Origin of the sequence: Methylocaldum sp. 14B, from assembly GCF_002005105.1 — a bacterium.
GTDB lineage: Bacteria > Pseudomonadota > Gammaproteobacteria > Methylococcales > Methylococcaceae > Methylocaldum.
In genome coordinates this window covers 14,709-34,696 of the sequence record NZ_MSCV01000017.1, presented here as the reverse complement: position 1 = coordinate 34,696, position 19,988 = coordinate 14,709, and the positions used below count along the sequence as shown (strand labels likewise).

Sequence of the window (19,988 nt, the reverse complement as noted above, 5' to 3'; positions counted from 1 at the left end):
GCCTAATCGATACGCACCGGCTCTACTCGCCGGTTCGCCAACGCCTCGGACGCGGACTTTAGCGCATTACCGCTAGAATGACGCCTCCGGAGCCGGACATCACCTCTACAAGGTGCGGACCACCTCAATCGGCCGTCGGCGTTGGTGCTGTCGTTTTTGATGCATCCGAGCGAGTTCTTCTGATCCGCAGAGGAAAACAACCCGCCTTGGGACTGTGGTCGATTCCGGGCGGTAAACAGGAACCCGGCGAGACGCTCGTCCAATGCTGCCGGCGCGAGATACTGGAAGAAACCGGGATCGAGGCAGAGCTGGGCCCCGTAATTGCTCTGGTCGAGCGGATGATCGGCGAGTTTCATTATGTCATCGTCGATTTTGTCGCAACGTTGAAAGATCCGGAGAGCTTCACACCAAAGCCCGCCACCGATGTTTCGGACGCCCGCTGGGTGACAGTCGCCGATTTGAAGCACTATTCCCTGGTGGAAGGTCTGGAACGGGTTATTCGAATCGCCCTCGATAGCTTACACTCTGGTTTCGCTGTGGGCTTAATCGATGCCGACGGAAGCGGCCGCGACTTCTTGCCCTTTATCTAACCCACATCTCCAATCTAAGTTAGGCGAAGCCGGAAAATCGCGACCAAAGCACCCGTGAGCGCCAGCACTGTCGGAAAGAAAGCCGCAAATATCGGATTCATCTCATAAATCAGCCCCAAGTGACCGAAAGTGCGGTCAAACAAATAAAAACCCAACCCGATGACGACGCCTACCACGATACGCTGCCCCGTGCCGACTTCTCGCCGCACCGGCAGTACAAAAGGGGCGGCTACGAGCAGCATGACCAGAGTAACCGCCGGGTTCACGATTCTTCCCCAGAATGCCAGTTCGACGAACGCCGATTGCTGTTCGTTCTCCTTCAGATACCGGATGTATCTCGCCAGTTCGTAAGCCGATAGGTTTTCCGGACTGATCACGAACGCATTCAGCAGATTCGGTGCTAGCACCGAAGACCAATCAGCATACGCCTTTTGCTCGGTGACGATTCCGTCGGCTAGAAATTGGCTCTCGAAAATATTATCCAATCGCCACTGCTTCCCATCGTAAACGGCTTTGTCGGCATGCGTGGCCGAATGGAGTTTCTCTGTCCCATCCAGTTTGAAGATATTGATATCGCCCAAGTTTTCGGGCCGTTCGATTTGGCGGATATTGATGAATACATCGCCGTCCCGCACCCAAAATCCATACTTCGTTCTCGATGCGATCTGCTTTTGCAATGCGGTAGCCTTAAGCGTATGCGCCGCACGCTCCGCTACCGGAGCGATGTATTCGCCGATTCCGAGCGAAATGAAAACCAGCATCATGCCCCCCGCCAGCACTGCCCCGATGATGTGCAGACGTGAGGCTCCAGCGGCCTGCATGGCCACCAGCTCCCGATTGTTGGCCAAGGCTCCCAAGGTTACCAGGCTTCCGACCAATGCCGCGGAAGGCATCAGCTCGTAAAAATTGCGAGGCGAGGTCAGGATCAGATACTGAACGATACTCGCCAGGCCGTAATTCCCCTGCCCCAGATCGCCCAATTCATCCGCAAAGGTGAAAAAATTGAGGAGCGCCAACAATATCAACACGGCGATCAGCGATCCCTTGACCACTTCTCCTGCAATATACCGGCTCAGCGTTCTCATAACCCGACCTTTTCCCTGGCTACCTGAACGATCCAGCTAAAGCCGAGATTTCGAATGAACAAGACCCCGGTAATGATGAGCAAAAAGAAATAAACGCCGGAATAGCTCAGCCAAAGCGGTATCTTCTCGGTCATCAGAAGACCCTGAGTAATCTTTTGAGCATTCTCGTAAACGATATAAATCAGAAAGGCCGTAAACACGTTCCCGTAGACACCGCTACGCGGCGCGATTTTCGCGAGCGGAACGGCCAAAAAGCTCAGAAAGAGCACGCCGAACGGCACTGCCAAACGTTTCTGCAGCTCCGCCAACTCCCGTGGCGTATGCGAATACCACAGCACCATGCTATCCGACGCTTCGCGCTTGAGCGATGCCGTCTCACCCTCTGGACCATCGATGCGCACCGCGTATTCCTCAAACTCGCTGATAATAAAATCAGCTCGTCCGGGTATTCCTTGATAACGGCGGCCTTGCTGCAAAACGACGAAATGCTCGTTCAACTCGTTTCTTCTTAGATGGCCGCTCTCGGCGATCACTACGCCGGTTTTGTCCCGCTGCCGGCTTTGCACGAAGATCTTGTGCATGGAGTTGTCTTCGTTCAACTCCTCCGCATACAACACGACGTCGCCCTGGCTGAATTCGTTGAAACGTCCCGGTTTTATACCGCGTATGTCGGCACTTTTCTCGTCCTTCTTCATAAGCGCCTGGGCCTGTCGCTCGGACCACGGCATGACCTGCAGCGCCAATACGGCGGCAATGAGAGTCACCGGCAACACCATCCAGCTCATCGCCCGATAAATGCGGCTCAACCCCACCCCGCTCGATGCCAGCACCGACATCTCCTGGTCCCGATACATGCGCCCCAACACAGTCAAGGTTGCCATGAACAATGAAGCCGGAAGCAACTGGGCGGTTGCCGACAGGATTTTGAGCCCGAGCAGTTGAAATATGGTTTCGCCTGACAATTCGCCTTCGATGGCTTTGGCGAGAATACTCAGAAATTTGCGGCTGACGATGATCGTGACCAAAACGCCGAGAACGGCCCCTAAGGTCTTGGCGAGTTCCGCCGCCACCATCCGGTCGAGCACCGAGATGATCGGAGGGCGTCTCCATTGAAGCGGTTTAAAAGGGTGGGGTTTCATAATAAGCTTTAACGATTCGAGGCCCTCCCTTGAAAATTGCGGTCAATTACGACAATCCATCCCTTAAGCAATAAGCCACAAATTCTACCATGGACTATTCGGCAAAATGTGAATCGCTCATCAAGCTTAGCGCCAACTGCGCAGTTCTAGGCTTTCACCAGAAACGAAAACTGACCGCCGCAGGCAGCGGGTTGGACGAACACTTGGGAGGCTTGATCTCCAGGCTCCTCAAGCGCGACGACGTCGAAGGAAAAGTCGGCGACGTTCTATTGATAAACCATATCCCCGAAAGCGACATAGAACGTATTTTGCTCGTCGGTCTCGGCAAGAAGGGAGAATTGGCCCCCGCCGCCTACCGCAAGGTTTTGGCCGCAGCGGCGAAATCGCTGAAAGATTCGGGGGCAAAACTTGCCGTGAGCCTTCTCCACGAAGCCGAGGTCGAAGGGTACGATCTGGCTTGGAAAATCCGGCAAGCCGTGGAGGTATTGGAAGGAAACCTATACAAATTCACGCGCTTAAAAAAAGAGGCGGACGATAAGCCGCAACGCCTATCCAAACTCCAATTCCTGCTCGACAGCGAGGATCAATCGGCCGAAGCCAAACTGGGCATCAGACAAGGCTTGGCCATCGCCAACGGCATGAACATCGCGAGGGATCTGGCCAATCTGCCCGGCAACATCTGCACGCCGACCTATCTGGCGGAACAAGCCGAGCAAGTCGGGAAAAGCCGGAAAATCAAGGTGCGAATATTCGACGAGTCCGATCTCGAAGCTTTGAGCATGGGTGCCTTTCTGTCCGTCTCCAAAGGCAGCGAGCAGCCTGCCAGGCTCATCGTCATGGAATATTCCGGCGCTTCGTCGAAAGCCAAGCCTTTCGTTCTGATCGGCAAGGGACTCACTTTCGACGCCGGCGGCATTTCGCTGAAACCGGCCGCCAACATGGATGAAATGAAATACGACATGTGCGGCGGCGCGAGCGTGATCGGCGCGCTCTCGGCGATAGCCGAGCTCGAATTGCCGCTCAATGTGGTGGGATTGATCCCGGCTTCCGAAAACCTCCCGGACGGCAAAGCCAATAAGCCGGGCGACATCGTCACCAGCATGTCCGGCCTTACCGTCGAAATCCTGAATACCGATGCCGAAGGCCGTTTGCTGCTGTGCGACGCGCTAACCTACGCCAAGAAATACGAGCCGGCCGCCGTGATCGACGTCGCGACCTTGACCGGAGCCTGCATCGTCGCTTTGGGCCGTCATCCGAGCGGCTTGATGAGCAATAACGAAGGTCTAGCCCAAGCGCTGACGGAAGCCGGCGAAAAAGCCTGGGACCGGGTATGGCGCCTGCCGCTTTGGGACGAATATCAGGAGCAGCTCAAGTCCAAGTTCGCCGATCTCGCGAATATCGGTGGCCCCGACGGCGGCACGATCACGGCCGGCTGTTTCCTGTCCCGCTTCGCCAAGGACTATCCGTGGGCTCACGTCGACATCGCCGGAACCGCCTGGAGAACCGGCAATGAAAAAGGCGCGACCGGACGCCCTGTGCCGCTGCTGGTGCAGTATCTGATCGACCAAGCGCGATGACCCGGATCGATTTCTACGTGCTGCCCACCGGAGATGCTCACAGCCGCCGCTTGATGGCCTGCCGTCTTACCGAGAAGGCCATCAAGCAAGACCTCACGGTTTTCGTTTATGCCGCTTCGGAAGAGGAAGAACGGGTGCTAGACGATTTGCTATGGACATTCCGGCAAGGCAGTTTCGTCGCCCACGAACGGCTCGATGCCTCCGCAGCCCAAGCCGAAACGCCGGTGCTCATCGGACACCGGAGCTCACCGCAGGCTGCCAAGAACGTACTGATCAATTTGAGTGCCGAAATACCGCCCGATCTCGACCGATTCGAGCGTCTGGTCGAACTTGTCGACCAGGACGAAACGGTAAAACAGGCAGGACGCCGTCGATACCGGTTCTATACGGATCAAGGCCATACCATTCAGACGCATCGCTTGGATAGCTCCGACTGAAGCCTCGATCAGCTAAGTTTTCAATATAATTCGAGATCGATCGTCTTGCGCCAATCCCGCGATTGGCCATCCCTAAACAACAGAACACGTCATGGATAAAACCTACGAGCCTCATTCCATAGAATCGCGATGGTACAAATTCTGGGAGGAAAGCGGATATTTCGCGCCCAGCGGGAACGGAACGCCGTACTGCATCATGATTCCGCCGCCGAACGTGACGGGCAGTCTGCACATGGGCCACGGATTCAACAACACCATCATGGACGCCTTGATCCGCTACCATCGCATGCAAGGCTACAACACCCTCTGGCAGGTCGGCACCGACCACGCCGGCATCGCCACGCAAATGGTGGTGGAACGGCAATTGGCGGCTCAGAACCTCACTCGCCACGACTTAGGCCGCGAGAAGTTCCTCGAAAAGGTTTGGGAATGGAAGGCCGAATCCGGCGGAACCATTACCCGGCAATTGCGCCGGCTAGGCTCGTCGGTCGACTGGAGCCGGGAGCGCTTCACCATGGACGAGGGGCTTTCCCGCGCCGTGCAGGAAGCCTTCGTGCGCCTCTACGACGACGGATTGATTTACCGCGGCAAGCGCCTGGTGAACTGGGACCCCAAGCTGCATACCGCCATCTCCGACCTGGAAGTGCAGAGCGAGGAGGAAAAAGGCAGCTTATGGCACTTCCGCTACCCGCTGGCGGACGGCTCGGGTCATCTTGTCGTCGCCACCACCCGGCCGGAAACCATGCTGGGCGATACCGCCGTGGCGGTGCACCCGGAGGACGAGCGTTATAAGCACCTGGTGGGCAAGACTGTCAGGCTGCCGATTACGAACCGGGAAATCCCCATCGTCGCCGACGAATACGTCGACCCCGCGTTCGGCACCGGCTGCGTGAAAATCACGCCGGCCCACGACTTCAACGACTACGATGTAGGCAAACGCCACAACCTGCCGCTGATCAACGTACTGGACAAGGATGCCCGAATCCTGCACGAATTCACCGTGCTCACCTTCGAGGGTTATGCCGGCGCGCACGGGGAAAAAGCTCCGGAAGCTTATGCCGGCCTGGACCGCTTCGAAGCGCGTAAGCGAGTCGTGGACGAATTCGACCGATCAGGGCTATTGGAGAAAATCGAGCCGCACACGCTGAAAGTGCCGCGCGGCGACCGTTCCGGCGTAGTCGTCGAGCCGTGGCTCACCGATCAGTGGTACGTCAGCGCCAAGGAACTGGCGAAACCCGCCATCGAAGCGGTGGAAGACGGCCGCATTCGCTTCGTGCCCCAGCAGTACGAAAATCTTTATTTCTCCTGGATGCGCGACATTCAGGACTGGTGCATCTCCCGGCAATTGTGGTGGGGTCACCGCATCCCGGCCTGGTACGACGACCACGGCAACGTCTACGTAGGCCGCAACGAGGCCGAAGTGCGCTCCAAGTACAGCCTGGACGCCGGCCTGAAACTGCGCCAGGACGAGGATGTACTCGACACCTGGTTCTCCTCCGCTCTTTGGACGTTCTCGACTCTGGGCTGGCCGGACCAGACGCCGGAATTGAAGACCTTCCATCCCACCGACGTACTGGTGACCGGCTTCGACATCATTTTCTTCTGGGTGGCGCGCATGGTCATGATGACCATGCACTTCATGAAACACCCGGACGGCAGCCCGCAAGTGCCGTTCAGGACGGTTTACGTGCACGGTCTGGTGCGCGATGCGGAAGGCCAGAAAATGTCGAAATCCAAGGGCAACGTGCTGGATCCCCTGGACATCATCGACGGCATCAGCCTGGAGGATTTGGTGCAGAAGCGCACCAGCGGCCTCATGCAACCGCAAATGGCTCAGAAAATCGAAACGCGGACCCGCAAGGAGTTCCCGCAAGGCATCGCCGCGTACGGCTGCGACGCCCTACGCTTCACCTTCGCCTCCCTGGCCTCCACCGGGCGCGACATCAAATTCGACATGGGCCGGGTCGAGGGCTACCGCAATTTCTGCAACAAGCTGTGGAACGCGGCGCGCTACGCACTGATGAACACCGAGGGCAAGGACTGCGGACTGGATAATGCCAACGTTAAGTTCACCTTGGCCGACCGATGGATTCGAAGCCGATTGCAGCTGACGATACGAGAGGCCAGCAACGCCATCGAGAATTATCGCTTCGACCTGGCGGCCCAAGCGATTTATGAATTCGTTTGGAACGAGTACTGCGATTGGTACCTGGAACTGTCCAAGCCCACGCTTTACGGCGCGGAATCCCCTGACAGCCAGGGATCGACTCCGATCGAGTATGTTTTAGGAACGCGCCAGACGCTGGTCCATGTACTCGAAACCATTCTACGCCTAGCTCATCCGCTGATGCCTTTCATCACCGAAGAAATCTGGCAGCGCGTCGCTCCTCTGGCCGGCAAGAAAGGCACGAGCATCATGCTGCAAGCCTATCCCGAGGTCGACGAAGGCTGGATCGATCCGGAATCCATCGCCGAGATGGAATGGGTCATGAATATCATTCTGGGCGTTCGGCGCATCCGCGGCGAAATGAACATCGCGCCCGGCAGGCCTCTGCCGATCATGATTCAGAATGGCTCCGAACAGGATCGGATTTGGCTGAACCGCAACCAAGAGTTCATCGTAAAGCTAGCCCGCGTCGAAACCGTAACCTGGCTTTCGGAATCCGAAGCGGCTCCGGAATCCGCCACCGCGCTGGTCGGCGAGATGAAAGTTCTGATTCCCATGAAAGGATTGATCGACAAGGATGCCGAACTGGCGCGGCTGGAAAAGGAGATCCAGCGTTTGTCCAAAGACCTGCCGCGTATCGAGGGCAAGCTGAATGACACCGGCTTTCTCGAGAAAGCCCCCCCTCAAGTCGTCGCCAAGGAGCAAGCGCGCCTTCAAGAGATTCGCGTTAGCCTCGTGGAGTTGCAGGCGCAGGCGGAAAAAATCCGTGCTTTATAGGGGTACCTGTCATCATGCGCGATGATCCGGCCGCAGAAACACCTGAAGACGGTGCAAAGGCGTCAGTCAGCGAAACGTCGGCGGCCAACGTAAGAGAAAGCCCGACAACTCTGGAGGATTGGACCAACTGTCTGCGCGACAAGGAAATGCCTATTTTTTCCCGTACCGCGCAGCGTCTTAATCAAGTCATCGAGGATAAACGTTCGGGAGTATCCGAACTTTCGAAGATCATTCTCGAAGACCCGGGGCTCACGGCCAGGCTGCTGAAGTTCGCCAGCAGTCCTCACTACAACCCCAGCGGCATCCGTCTGGCAACCGTTACACGGGCTATCGTGTTGCTGGGACTCAATGTCATCCGCGAACTGGCACTAGCCTGCTCGTTCATCGAAACGGTTCTGTCCAAACAACGCAAACACCAAGTAAACCGGGAAATCGCCTGTGCCTTGCACAGCGCAGTACAGGCGAAATCACTCGCGATCTTGCTTAACGATCCACGGCCAGAGGAAGTATTTGTCGCTGCCCTGCTGCACAACATCGGCCACATCGGCTTTTGGTGCTTCGAACACGATGCCGGGGAAAAAATTCAGGTACTGACGGAACAGCAAAAAATACCTGCCGAAAAAGCCGAAAAAACCGTTTTAGGATTTCAACTCATTCATCTCGGCGCCTCCCTCAGTAAAACGTGGGGACTTGGCGGGTTGATCGAAGAGGCATTTTCCGGCAACTCACCCCGCACGGAGTACGTCAAGCTCGGTTATCAAGTCGCCAGAAATTCACCTCAAGGGTGGAACACCGAAGAAATCAGGCGCTGCATTTACCGAATGGCTGAGCTGACGGGAAAGCCGGAACGCCATTTGCTCACGATATTGCAGGATAACGCGGAAAGTGCGATAAGACTCGCCAAGCAATCCGGAGCCCATCAAGTCACACCCTATATCCCCGGCACAGATCGGGGGCCAACGGGCAAACAGCGTCAGACCGATGATCTAGCGCCGAGGGACGACACCAGCCTGATACAAATCATGCAGGACGTGACCAATCTCTTGTGCGGCGAGTTCAACGTGAACCTGGTTCTCGAAATGATCTTGGAGGGAATTTATCGGGCTTTAGGCATGGATCGGGTCCTTTTCGCGCTGTTGACGCCCGATCGCAAACGTCTCAAGGAAAAGTTCGCGCTCGGCTGGCCGTCGGTTGAATCGCGCGGACAACTGCAAATCGGCATTGCCGGTTCGTCGCCCAACATTTTTTCGAACGTGCTGGAGAAGAACGAGTATTTTTGGGCTCGCGGTGCCGACACCGAAACACAGCGGTTATTTACCGGAGAGGTCATTGCGCAGTTCGGCCAGCACGACTGCTGCCTCTCCCCGGTCAGCTACGACAAGCGGGTCATAGGACTCTTCTATGCCGACCGCGCGTTCAGCAAAGAACCGATTACCCGTGAGGTTTTCGACAGTTTCCGTCAGTTGACCATGCAGGCCAATATTGCCTTGAAGCTTCTTCAAGCGCGCTGATCCTCACCATCAAGCGGCTCCGTCCGAGCAAACTGGATAAAGCCCATGCATCGACTAATATTATCGAGGCTTTCCAACAATGCGATGCATAGCTGTCCGTAGCATTAAATCTCATGGCAATCACGGCGACGAAATTGCAACTCAGCGGACTGGCCAAAAGCCTGGTCAAGGAAGGGCTGTTGACGGAATCCGATGCACATCTTCATCTCGACAGCGCTCTTCAAAAAAAAACCCATTTCGTAAGCTATCTGGTCGGCAACAAGATTCTCGATAGCCTATCCATTGCATGCGTAGCATCCAAAGAATACGGAATTCCTCTATTCGACCTGGATGCGATATCTCCGGACATGATGCCGACCAGGGCCGTCAGCGAGAAGCTGATCCGCCAGCACCATGTCCTGCCGCTGTTCAAGCGCGGGAACCGCCTGTATCTCGGGCTCGCCGATCCCACCAATCTCCAAGCTCTGGACGAGATCAAATTTCACACCCGGTCCAGCACCGAAAGCGTCATCGTAGAGGAAGACAAACTGACGCGGATGATCGACCAGGCCCTGGAAGCAGCCGACATCTCGTTCAAAGACTTGGTGGATGCCGATCTCGACAATCTCCGGATTACCGGCGGCGATGAAATCGATCAGCCCTCCGAAGGCGAATCCTCGGATATCGATGACGCCCCGATTGTCCGATTAGTCAACAAGTTTCTCCTCGACGCCATCAAGAAAGGCGCTTCCGATATCCATTTCGAGCCTTACGAAAAAAACTTCCGCGTCCGCTTTCGTCACGACGGCATGCTCCACGAGGTCACAAGCCTTCCGGTCAACCTCTCAGGGCGGGTCGCGGCGCGCCTGAAGGTCATGTCGCGAATGGACATCGCCGAGCGGCGCATCCCTCAGGACGGCCGCATCAAGATGGCATTGTCCAGGACTCGCGCCATCGATTTCCGCGTCAATACCTGTCCGACGCTATTCGGCGAAAAAATCGTACTCCGTATCCTCGATCCGACCGCGGCCCAAATCGGAATCGAAAAGCTCGGCTTCGAACCGGAGCAGCAGCAAAACTTCCTGAGCGCCATCAATAAGCCCTATGGGATGATTCTGGTTACGGGGCCCACCGGGAGCGGTAAAACGGTCAGTCTCTACACCGGGCTCAATATCCTGAATACGGCCGACCGCAATATCTCGACGGCAGAGGATCCGGTGGAAATCACCGTGCCCGGCATCAATCAGGTCAATGTCAACGTCAAAACCGGCCTGACTTTTGCCGAGGCGCTCCGGGCATTCCTGCGGCAGGACCCGGACGTCATCATGGTAGGCGAAATTCGCGACCTGGAAACGGCCGAGATTGCGGTCAAAGCCGCACAAACCGGCCATTTGGTGCTTTCCACCCTGCACACCAACGATGCGCCCCAAACGCTCAACCGCTTGATGCAAATGGGCATCCCTGCATTCAACATCGCTTCCTCGGTGTTGCTCATCATGGCGCAGCGGCTGGCCAGGCGGCTTTGCGAGCATTGCAAGAAGGAAGAGGACCTCCCTCCGGAGGTTTTGCTGGAGGCCGGGTTTCGAGAAGAAGAGCTGGGCAGTTTTACGGTTTTCGGACCGGTCGGCTGCGATAAATGCGTAAAGGGATACAAGGGCCGCGTCGGCATTTATCAGGTCATGCCCATTTCCGAATCCATCAACCGCATCATTCTGGAGGGCGGGAACGTCCTTCAGCTCGGCGAACAAGCGAAAGCGGAGGGTGTGGCGGACCTGAGGGAATCGGGGCTTCGAAAAATCAAGTCGGGCATTACCAGTCTGGAAGAAATCGACCGCGTCACGCGAGATTAAGTCTTATGGCAAAAGAAGAACTCGTTCTGTTTATTTGGGAAGGCGCCGACCGTACCGGCGGGCGAATCAAAGGGGAACTGTCCGCGCGCACAGAAACTACGGCCAAGGCCGAACTCCGACGCCAGGGCATCAAAGTCATCAAGATCAAGAAAAAGCCCAAACCGCTCTTCAGTGCGCGAAAGAAGAAAATCACGACCAAAGACATCGCCGTATTCAGCCGACAGCTCGCGACGATGATGAGTGCAGGGGTACCGCTGGTTCAAGCCTTTGACATTGTCGGGCGTGGCCACGAGAATCCAAGCATGCAGGAACTGATCATGGGCATCAAGGCCGACGTCGAAGGAGGCAGTCCGCTTGCCGAAGCCTTGGGAAAGCATCCGATTTATTTTGACGAGCTATTCTGCAGCCTTGTGCATGCCGGCGAGCAAGCCGGCGTTCTCGAAACGCTGCTGCACAAGATAGCGGAATACAAGGAAAAAACCGAATCGCTGAAGGCCAAGATCAAAAAAGCCTTGACTTATCCCACAGCCGTCATCGTGGTTGCCTGTATCGTAACGGCCATCCTGCTGATCTTCGTGGTACCGACGTTCGAGGAATTGTTCAAGGGTTTTGGCGCGGACCTCCCGGCATTTACTCAAATGGTCATCGAGATGTCCCGGTTTCTACAGGCATCGTGGTATATCGTATTGGGAGTTCTCGTTGCCGTCGGCTTTGTGTTCGTGAAGCTCAAACAGCGCTCGGCCGCGTTCAATCAGGCCCTCGATAGATTTTCCCTGCACATACCGGCGATCGGCACCATTCTGCATAAGGCGGCGATTTCCCGTTTCGCCCGGACCTTGGCCACCATGTCGGCAGCCGGCGTCCCCTTGGTCGAGGCACTGAAGTCCGTGGCAGGTGCTACCGGTAATATCATTTATTCCAATGCCGTCCTTCGGATGCGAGACGAAGTCGCCACCGGACATCAGCTTCAACTGAGCATGCGACAGGCAAACCTGTTTCCCAACATGGTCATACAAATGGTCGCAATCGGAGAGGAATCCGGCTCTTTGGACAGCATGCTCGCCAAAGTGGCGGACTTCTACGAGGAGGAAGTGGACAACGCTGTCGATTCGCTCAGCAGCCTTCTTGAGCCCATGATCATGGCGTTCTTGGGCGTCGTTGTCGGCGGTTTGGTGGTCGCCATGTACTTGCCGATATTCAAGCTCGGCTCAGTCGTCTGATCGAGGAAATTCCGAGGTGGCGCCACTCATCCAGTTATTGGCCGAAAATCCAGCTTTGTTCTTGACCGTCATCGGCGTTCTGGGGCTCGTGGTCGGCAGTTTCCTGAACGTAGTCATTCACCGCTTGCCGATAATGCTGGAAAAAACCTGGCGGCGGGAGTGTAAAACCTATCTCGATCTCGAACCCGAATCGGAGCCGGACGAGGCCTACAATTTGCTCGTTCCGGGTTCACGTTGTCCACAGTGCAATCGGCCGATCCGCGCTTGGGAAAACATCCCGGTCGTCAGTTACCTACTGCTTAGAGGACGATGTGCCGGGTGTCGAATACCAATCCCCTTTCGCTACCCGGCCATCGAAGCGCTGACCGCCGCGATTTCTGTCGCCGTTGCCTGGCACTTCGGTTTCACTTGGCAAACCGCATCGGCACTGATCCTCAGCTGGAGTCTAGTTTGCTTGAGTTTTATCGACTTCGATCGTCAACTGCTTCCCGATGCGATTACCTTACCTATCCTATGGGCAGGACTGTTTCTTAGCCTGTTCAACATTTTTACAGACAGCTCCTCGAGTATACTGGGGGCCATCTTCGGCTATCTAAGCCTTTGGCTGGTATACCACTTGTTCAGGATCGCGACCGGCAAAGAAGGGATAGGATACGGCGATTTCAAACTGCTCGCCATGCTCGGCGCGTGGTTGGGATGGGGCCTTTTGCCGACCATAGTGCTGCTCTCATCCTTGGTCGGGGCCATCATCGGGATAGCCATGATCGCCGTTCTCAGGCACGACCGCAGCATTCCCATACCATTCGGCCCTTATTTAGCCATTGCCGGATGGATTGCCCTGCTGTGGGGCCATGACATAAACGCCGCTTATATGCGTTTCGCGGGAATTTCCGGCTGAGCCCCCATGCTTGTCATCGGTTTGACCGGCGGAATCGGTTGCGGTAAAAGCACGGTTGCCAGATTATTCGCCGCCAAGGGCGTTCCAATTCTGGACGCGGACGTCATCGCCCGCGAGTTGGTCGAACCGAATCGACCGGCATTCGAGGCGATCAAGCAGCACTTCGGGGCGGCGATTCTAAAAGATGGCTGTCTCGATCGGGCAAGATTGCGAGAAATCGTCTTTTCCAATCCCGAAGAAAAACGCTGGATCGAGACCCTGCTGCATCCCCTGGTGTATTCCGAGATCGGCCGACGAATTGCGACTCTTTCGGCACCTTACTGTATCGTGGTCGTTCCCCTGCTTCTGGAAACCGGCCAAAGGCATTTCGTGGATAGATTGCTGGTCGTCGATTGTTCAGAAGAAACGCAACGGCAGCGCGTCAGGCTCCGCGATGGATTGAGCGATAGGGAAATCGAGAAAATCATGGCGTCCCAAGCCAGCCGCACCGAACGGCTGGAAGCAGCAGACGACGTGCTCGAGAACATGGTCGATGAAGCTGCTCTATCGGACCGTATCGAAGAATTACACCAACTCTATCTCGCACTCGGTGGGCAGTAATCCGAATAATTCTTACACAAGAGCAAGCGCAAAAGGTAGTATTGACTAATCTCCGGGATAAACGAAAATGGTGTCCGCCAACGGACACCCTTTCATAAATCCTGGATCGGATTGTTTATTATGCTATCGATTGCCGAAACTCCCGCCTTGAGCGATTCCATTATTTACGAGTTCCCGCTAAATGAGCGCATACGCGTATTCATGAGGCTTGAGCAACTCTTTCAGCAGCTTGACCATTTCATGGCCGGCAATTCGATTTGGGACAGTCGGGCAGTCATTTCAACGCTGCTGGATGTCCTAACGCTCTTTAGCCGCAATGATCTGAAGTCGGAAACATTAAAGGAGTTGGATCGCCATGCTGCGGTGCTGACGCGAATGGCGCACAATCAAGACATCGATCACGCTAAGCTGGATAAGGTCCTGACGAAGCTCGATAAATTAAGCAAAGAGCTTTATGCGGTTCCCGGCAAGCTCGGCCTCTCTCTGATGGAAAACGAGCTTTTCAAGAGCATCTCTCAGCGCAGCACCATTCCGGGCGGAACTTGTTCTTTCGATTTACCGGCCTTTCATTACTGGCTTAAACTCGACGACCACACACGCCGGCACGATCTCGAAAGTTGGTTGGAGCCGTTTCGTCTCATACGCTCGGCTATCGATATTTTGCTGAATTTCATACGGACCAGTGCCGCACCGACCGATGAACAGGCTAGCGGCGGCTTCTTTCAGAAAAGCCTGGACCACACCCTGCCGTTTCAACTGCTACGCGTAGGCGTGAGGCGTTCGCAACCTTATTTTGCGGAAATCAGCGGAGGCAAGCACCGGTTCACCGTGCGCTTCATGATTCCCGACACGGTTGAACGGCCGACCCAATGCCAAGACGATATTACTTTCCAGTTAACCTGCTGCTTATTGTGACGAGCGAGTTTGTCCGACGCACTTTCATATAAAATCGTTAAATGTCCTCGTTGTCGAAAGCCAGTCGCCTGGAGCGAAACCCATCGGTTTAAGCCATTTTGCAGCGAGTACTGCAAATTGATCGATCTAGGCGAATGGGCCTCAGCGTCCTATGCCATAGCGGGTGAGCCGGCGGATCCCGACTCGCCGGACACGGAAACACCGCTATCGAGCGACTATTCGGGTTACCTGCCTGATCCATAATCTTGCGGACAGCCTATCATCCGCGAAACGGCCGTATTCATCGGGCTTTTGGGGGCACCTGAGCGGTCAAATGCCGTTTCCCGGATCATGGAACATTGTCCTTGAAAACTCGTCCTAAACCCTCATATTACAAGCGCCTGTTTCAGATCAAACGAGGAGTTTTCCATGCCTATCTATGAATACCAATGCAAATCGTGCGGCCACGAATTCGAAGCCATCCAGAAAATCAGCGACGATCCTTTGAAAGAATGCCCCGCATGCGGCGATCTCGAATTGAATAAATTGGTATCGGCCGCCGGTTTCCGACTGAAGGGGGGTGGCTGGTATGAAACGGACTTCAAGGGCGGAAAAGACAAGAAAAAGAACCTGGCCGGCGACACTTCCGACGGTAAATCGGATTCGTCGACGGCCAAGAAGGAAACCCAAAAGTCGACTGCGGATGCGGCCTCGTAAACTTGTACATCGATAGCCAGACCCGTAATATTTTCGTTTTTGTCGTTCGAATTTAGAGATATAGCAATGCGTAGCCACAGATGTGGAGAATTGACGGAAAGCCATTTGAATCAGGACGTGGACCTCTGTGGCTGGGTTCACCGCCGCCGCGACCACGGCGGCGTGATATTTATCGATCTCCGCGACCGAGAAGGCCTTGTTCAGGTCGTATTCGATCCCGATTATGCGGAAGCCTTCAAGCTGGCAGAGACGGTTCGCAGCGAATACGTGCTTAAAGTGCACGGCACGGTTCGCCTCCGCCCCGCCGGCACGGAAAACCCGAATTTGCCGACGGGCAAAATCGAGGTTCTGGCTACGCGGTTGGAAATCCTCAACAAAGCCGAAACGCCCCCGTTTCCGTTGGAAAGCGAAATCGAAGTCAGCGAGGAAACCCGTCTGCGTTTCCGCTACATCGATTTGCGCCGTCCGGTGATGCAGCATCGCATGAAGATGCGGCGCGACGTTGTACGCTTTCTAAGACAATTTCTTGATCATCACGGGTTCTACGAGATCGAAACTCCTTTCCTGACCAAAGCGACCCCGGAGGGCGCGCGGGATTATCTGGTCCCGAGCCGAACTCACCCGAACCACTTCTTCGCCCTGCCGCAGTCTCCGCAGCTGTACAAACAGCTGCTGATGATTTCCGGCATGGATCGCTATTATCAGGTGGTACGCTGCTTCCGGGATGAGGATCTTCGCGCCGATCGCCAGCCGGAGTTCACGCAGCTCGACATCGAAACCTCCTTCATGGACGAAAGCCAGATCATGTATCTCATGGAGGACATGATTCGGCAGCTGTTCACCGACGTTTTGCACGTCGAGTTGCCCAATCCCTTCCCCCGGTTGACTTATGCGGAAGCCATGCAACGCTACGGTTCGGACAAGCCGGATTTGCGCATCCCGCTCGAATTGGTCGATATCGCGGACTTGGTCGCACAAGCGGAATTCAAAGTGTTCGCCGGTCCCGCCAAGGAACCAGATGGGAGAGTCGTGGCGCTTAAACTCCCCGGCGGCGCCAATTTGTCCCGCAAGGAGATCGACGATCTGACCCAGTATGTCGCCATATACGGCGCCAAGGGCCTAGCCTACATTAAGGTCGTCGACCGCAGCGCCGGAGTCGAAGGCTTGCAATCGCCGATCGTCAAATTCCTTCCTGCGGAAGCCGTGCGCGGCATCCTAGATCGAGTCGAGGCGGAAACCGGCGACATCATTTTCTTCGGCGCCGACAAAACCAAAATCGTCAACGAAGCGATAGGCGCCCTGCGCCTGAAGCTAGGCCAAGACCGCGGACTCGTGGACAAAGGCTGGAAGCCGCTATGGGTGGTCGATTTTCCCATGTTCGAATGGGATGAAAAGGAAGCCCGTTGGTTCGCACTGCACCACCCGTTTACCGCTCCGAAATGCAGCCTCGAGGAGCTTCAGTCCGATCCCGGCCGCGCCCTTTCCCGAGCCTACGACATGGTGCTGAACGGCACTGAAATCGGCGGTGGCTCCATACGTATCCACCGTACCGACATGCAGAAAGCCGCGTTTGAGCTGCTCGGGATCGGAGATGAAGAGGCCCAACAAAAATTCGGTTTCCTGCTCAATGCGCTCCGGTATGGAGCGCCGCCTCATGGCGGCTTGGCCTTCGGTCTGGACCGGCTGGTTATGCTTATGAGCGGCGCGACATCGATACGCGAAGTCATGGCCTTCCCCAAAACTCAATCGGCCTGGTGCCCGATGATCGACGCTCCGGCCATGGTCACCGACGCTCAGCTCCGCGAACTCGGTATACGCCTTCGCCGTCCGCAAGAGGGAGAAAAAGGCGAAACGACTTAATAACAAGGAGGCGCGATAGGCGTTCGGGATTACCCCCGAATAGCGGCAGAGCTGTCGCGCCGAAGCGCGCCCTGGGTTTCGCTTGCAAAAGCCGACCGAGGCGGCGTTGCTCCTTCAATTGCAAACGTCGCTTTAGTCGCGACCTGTTTCCTTACGCTCGCCGGCCGGTTCGCGGCTGAGCCGCCCGCGCCGCCCACCGTCTTCGTGCCCCTTCGACCGAGCTCAGGGCAGGCCCTTCGACGGGGCTGAGGACAGGCAAGGCCATCTAACCGGCCTAACGCACGGTCCGCAGCTCCAACTGCCGTTTCCAGGTACAACTTATCCATTGTCCTATCGCCGTCCGGCAACACCTAAACCCTCGGCTCCATCGAATACCCGTTCGTCGTGGTTACTCCTGGAGCTAACTCTGTCGCAAGCCCCCACCAAAACTTTCCGCAAATACACTCGCATCGCTCGCGCCGAAGGCATGAACCCTTCACAGTGATGGCCGAAGCCATACGCATCCAATTAACAGCCCCATCTTGTCGCAAAACTGTGACACTACCGATGACCTTTACGCTTGAGGGACGGCACGATTTCTCCCATTGCCCCGACGAAAACGCGTTCGGACGCACGCTAGACAGAAAAACGCGTTGATTCAAGCGCATTCGACCGGTTGCAGCCAGCTCTCACGAGCGATGTCGTCTTGCAGCGACTCAACGCTTTCCAAAACGAGCGAAACTGGAACAAATCCGCTGCCGGAAGACCTCTTTTTGAGCGTAATCAAACAAAAACATCATACCCTCGCAACCCTTTCCCATCGATTCAAGAGCTGTGTCCAGACTCCCAACCCCGAAGCTCAAAGCGACGGTATCCGCGGTATACGCTGTAATCACGGCCTTTCTGCGCGTAGGTCCAAAGACCGCACTTCTCGCAGGACTGGACCGAAAAACGATGATGGTCCAGGTTTTGCTTTACATGGTTCGTACACGGTAAATATTTCGACCCCGCTGGAAACAGGATTAGGAGTTTAGGAGTTCATGATTTTACGGAGAATTGTGGATAGAAAGATTTGGTTGAGATCGCTGCCGCTGAGTGCGCACGCGATTTTGGCGTTGTTGAGTGCATGCGACAGTCAGTTCGCGTCCGACAAAACGACCCAAATCGTGGCCCGTGTTAACGGAGATGACATTTCCGTCGGTCAGCTCGATGTTCTCCTCTCTGGTTCGGCCACGCGCCCCGATAGTGAAGTCGGAAGCATTTGGGAGAAGAGCATCGACAGCCTGATAAACCAACAACTTCTTTCAAAACAAGCGATCGAAAAGCATCTTGACCGTGATCCCCGTGTCACGCTTGCTACAGCGATGGCTGAGCGTCAGGTTCTCGCGCAGGCCTACCTCGATCATATTGCTCAAGCGGTTGCCAAACCGGACCCCGCTGAAATCAGCGCTTTTTACAAATCCCATCCTCAACTGTTCGAAAAGCGCAAGATCTACGAACTCCAGCAAATATCTATCCCCCTAACGCCTGAAAACAACAAGCTTATTGACTCGCGCCTAAAGCAGCCCGTGCGGTTCAACGCCCTGTCAAAATGGCTGCACGAGCAAAATATTCCCCATACCTTACAAACGGTAATACGTCCTGCCGAACATCTACCCTTGGAGAAACTAGACGAATTTGATCGCCTAAACAAAGGAGATGCCGTGTCGTTCAAGGCAGGAGATGAGTTTCTCGTGTTGCAATTGTTGACGGTCAAAGAAGCTCCCCTCGATCACGATAAGGCCACTCCCCTGATCGAGTCCTTCCTCACAAACCAGCGGCGGATAACGCAGATAAACCGTGAATTGAGCCGGCTCCGGGAGACTGCAACCGTAGAGTATTTTGGCGGCATGGAACCTTCCGGCAATACCCTATCGCCCACCGACAGCGGCGCTGAATTTATATCGAATAACATTCCTCCATTTAAAACCCAATAATGGACTGATAATAAGCCAACTTACGCTTCGCCTAGCTGATCGATATTGGATTTCATAAGAATACGAGCATCCAGTTCTGTTTTCTTTAGACGCATCACATGGGGGTTTTATATGAGCTTAAGACAGATTCTAAACGTCTCTTACAGAATAATTTTTTGCCTGTTGTTCATCTGGTTTAAAGGAGCATCTGCGGAGAACTTCAGTGATTATCCTTCAACTTTCGGCACGCCTTATCATGACAAAGAAAGGAACCACGCTATCGATAAGTCTAGCGCTCATATACCACCTTCCGGTAAAGCAGGCTTTGCTGAAACCTCCTTCTTCGGCATAGCCAAAAGCTCCTATCGCCTCCTATCTTCTGTCAACGTAAACGCCATCCGCTTTGCCCTTGACATACCGGGCCGAAAATCCAAGAACGGCTGGAATGAATCTGAAATAACATTCCAAGGAATGCAAGAGCTTTCTCTTGATGCCATGGCCGTCGACCGCTACAAGAAAAATCGAAAAGAGGACATGTACGCTGGTTATGCCTCGCCCGCACCCGACACAGAAACCTGGCTCATGATATTGGTCGGAATTACCTTGATCGGATTGCAGGTTATACGCGGCAACAAGAAAGCCGAACCCATTTATTCTTCTCTGCATTAACGTCACCCTACGACAGCTACCCTATTTCGCTGATCTTAGGAGAAAAAGGCTTGCAGGCAATCGACCGACCTTCAGTTCTATTAG

17 protein-coding genes are annotated in these 19,988 nt (G+C 55.2%); 15 read left to right on the top strand and 2 right to left on the bottom strand.

Features of this window, described 5'->3' with window-relative positions:
* The first annotated feature begins 77 nt into the window (after positions 1-77).
* Positions 78-590 (top strand): NUDIX hydrolase, encoded by a 513-nt coding sequence (locus B2A78_RS13650; protein ID WP_077730555.1) that lies wholly within the window; start codon positions 78-80, stop codon positions 588-590.
* 14 nt (positions 591-604) lie between these two features.
* Here the strand turns inward: B2A78_RS13650 and lptG are convergent, their stop codons facing one another.
* Positions 605-1,675: an LPS export ABC transporter permease LptG gene (gene lptG, locus B2A78_RS13645; RefSeq protein WP_077730554.1), complete on the bottom strand. Its 1,071-nt coding sequence runs from the start codon at positions 1,673-1,675 to the stop codon at positions 605-607.
* Positions 1,672-2,814 carry an LPS export ABC transporter permease LptF gene (lptF, locus tag B2A78_RS13640; protein WP_077730553.1) on the bottom strand — a complete coding sequence of 381 codons (1,143 nt, stop codon included), beginning with the start codon at positions 2,812-2,814 and terminating at the stop codon, positions 1,672-1,674. The genes lptG and lptF overlap by 4 nt, the downstream gene beginning before the upstream one ends.
* Positions 2,815-2,903: 89 nt before the next feature.
* Here lptF and B2A78_RS13635 point away from each other — a divergent pair, with 89 nt between their 5' ends.
* From B2A78_RS13635 to B2A78_RS25700, 14 genes are all read left to right on the top strand, one after another.
* The gene (locus B2A78_RS13635; protein ID WP_077730552.1) at positions 2,904-4,391 is read left to right on the top strand and encodes a leucyl aminopeptidase; all 1,488 of its coding nucleotides are present in this window, start codon (positions 2,904-2,906) and stop codon (positions 4,389-4,391) included.
* Positions 4,388-4,828, top strand: coding sequence for a DNA polymerase III subunit chi (locus B2A78_RS13630; protein WP_077730551.1), 441 nt, complete (start codon positions 4,388-4,390; stop codon positions 4,826-4,828). The genes B2A78_RS13635 and B2A78_RS13630 overlap by 4 nt, the downstream gene beginning before the upstream one ends.
* Before the next feature lie 91 nt (positions 4,829-4,919).
* On the top strand, positions 4,920-7,772 hold the full coding sequence (locus B2A78_RS13625) for a valine--tRNA ligase (RefSeq protein ID WP_077730550.1): 2,853 nt from the start codon (positions 4,920-4,922) through the stop codon (positions 7,770-7,772).
* A 14-nt stretch (positions 7,773-7,786) separates the two neighbouring features.
* Entirely contained in the window at positions 7,787-9,283 is a 1,497-nt protein-coding gene (locus tag B2A78_RS13620; protein ID WP_077730549.1) for an HDOD domain-containing protein, read from the top strand.
* Positions 9,284-9,396: 113 nt separating this feature from the next.
* Complete coding sequence (gene pilB, locus B2A78_RS13615) at positions 9,397-11,112, top strand: type IV-A pilus assembly ATPase PilB (RefSeq protein ID WP_077730548.1); 1,716 nt, start codon at positions 9,397-9,399, stop codon at positions 11,110-11,112.
* A 5-nt stretch (positions 11,113-11,117) separates the two neighbouring features.
* Positions 11,118-12,332, top strand: coding sequence for a type II secretion system F family protein (locus B2A78_RS13610; protein WP_077730547.1), 1,215 nt, complete (start codon positions 11,118-11,120; stop codon positions 12,330-12,332).
* 16 nt (positions 12,333-12,348) lie between these two features.
* Entirely contained in the window at positions 12,349-13,230 is an 882-nt protein-coding gene (locus B2A78_RS13605) for an A24 family peptidase (RefSeq protein WP_143735169.1), read from the top strand.
* Between the two features lie 6 nt (positions 13,231-13,236).
* The gene (gene coaE / locus B2A78_RS13600) at positions 13,237-13,830 is read left to right on the top strand and encodes a dephospho-CoA kinase (RefSeq protein ID WP_077730546.1); all 594 of its coding nucleotides are present in this window, start codon (positions 13,237-13,239) and stop codon (positions 13,828-13,830) included.
* 120 nt (positions 13,831-13,950) lie between these two features.
* On the top strand, positions 13,951-14,745 hold the full coding sequence (zapD, locus tag B2A78_RS13595; RefSeq protein ID WP_240502530.1) for a cell division protein ZapD: 795 nt from the start codon (positions 13,951-13,953) through the stop codon (positions 14,743-14,745).
* A 9-nt stretch (positions 14,746-14,754) separates the two neighbouring features.
* The gene (locus B2A78_RS13590; RefSeq protein WP_077730545.1) at positions 14,755-14,988 is read left to right on the top strand and encodes a DNA gyrase inhibitor YacG; all 234 of its coding nucleotides are present in this window, start codon (positions 14,755-14,757) and stop codon (positions 14,986-14,988) included.
* 165 nt (positions 14,989-15,153) lie between these two features.
* Entirely contained in the window at positions 15,154-15,441 is a 288-nt protein-coding gene (locus B2A78_RS13585) for a zinc ribbon domain-containing protein (RefSeq protein WP_077730544.1), read from the top strand.
* A gap of 66 nt (positions 15,442-15,507) precedes the next feature.
* Positions 15,508-17,301, top strand: a complete 1,794-nt coding sequence (aspS, locus tag B2A78_RS13580; protein ID WP_077730543.1) for an aspartate--tRNA ligase — start codon at positions 15,508-15,510, stop codon at positions 17,299-17,301.
* A gap of 1,037 nt (positions 17,302-18,338) precedes the next feature.
* The gene (locus B2A78_RS13570; RefSeq protein ID WP_168175424.1) at positions 18,339-19,256 is read left to right on the top strand and encodes an EpsD family peptidyl-prolyl cis-trans isomerase; all 918 of its coding nucleotides are present in this window, start codon (positions 18,339-18,341) and stop codon (positions 19,254-19,256) included.
* Positions 19,257-19,367: 111 nt separating this feature from the next.
* Positions 19,368-19,904: a hypothetical protein gene (locus B2A78_RS25700; RefSeq protein WP_143735168.1), complete on the top strand. Its 537-nt coding sequence runs from the start codon at positions 19,368-19,370 to the stop codon at positions 19,902-19,904.
* Positions 19,905-19,988 lie beyond the last annotated feature (84 nt).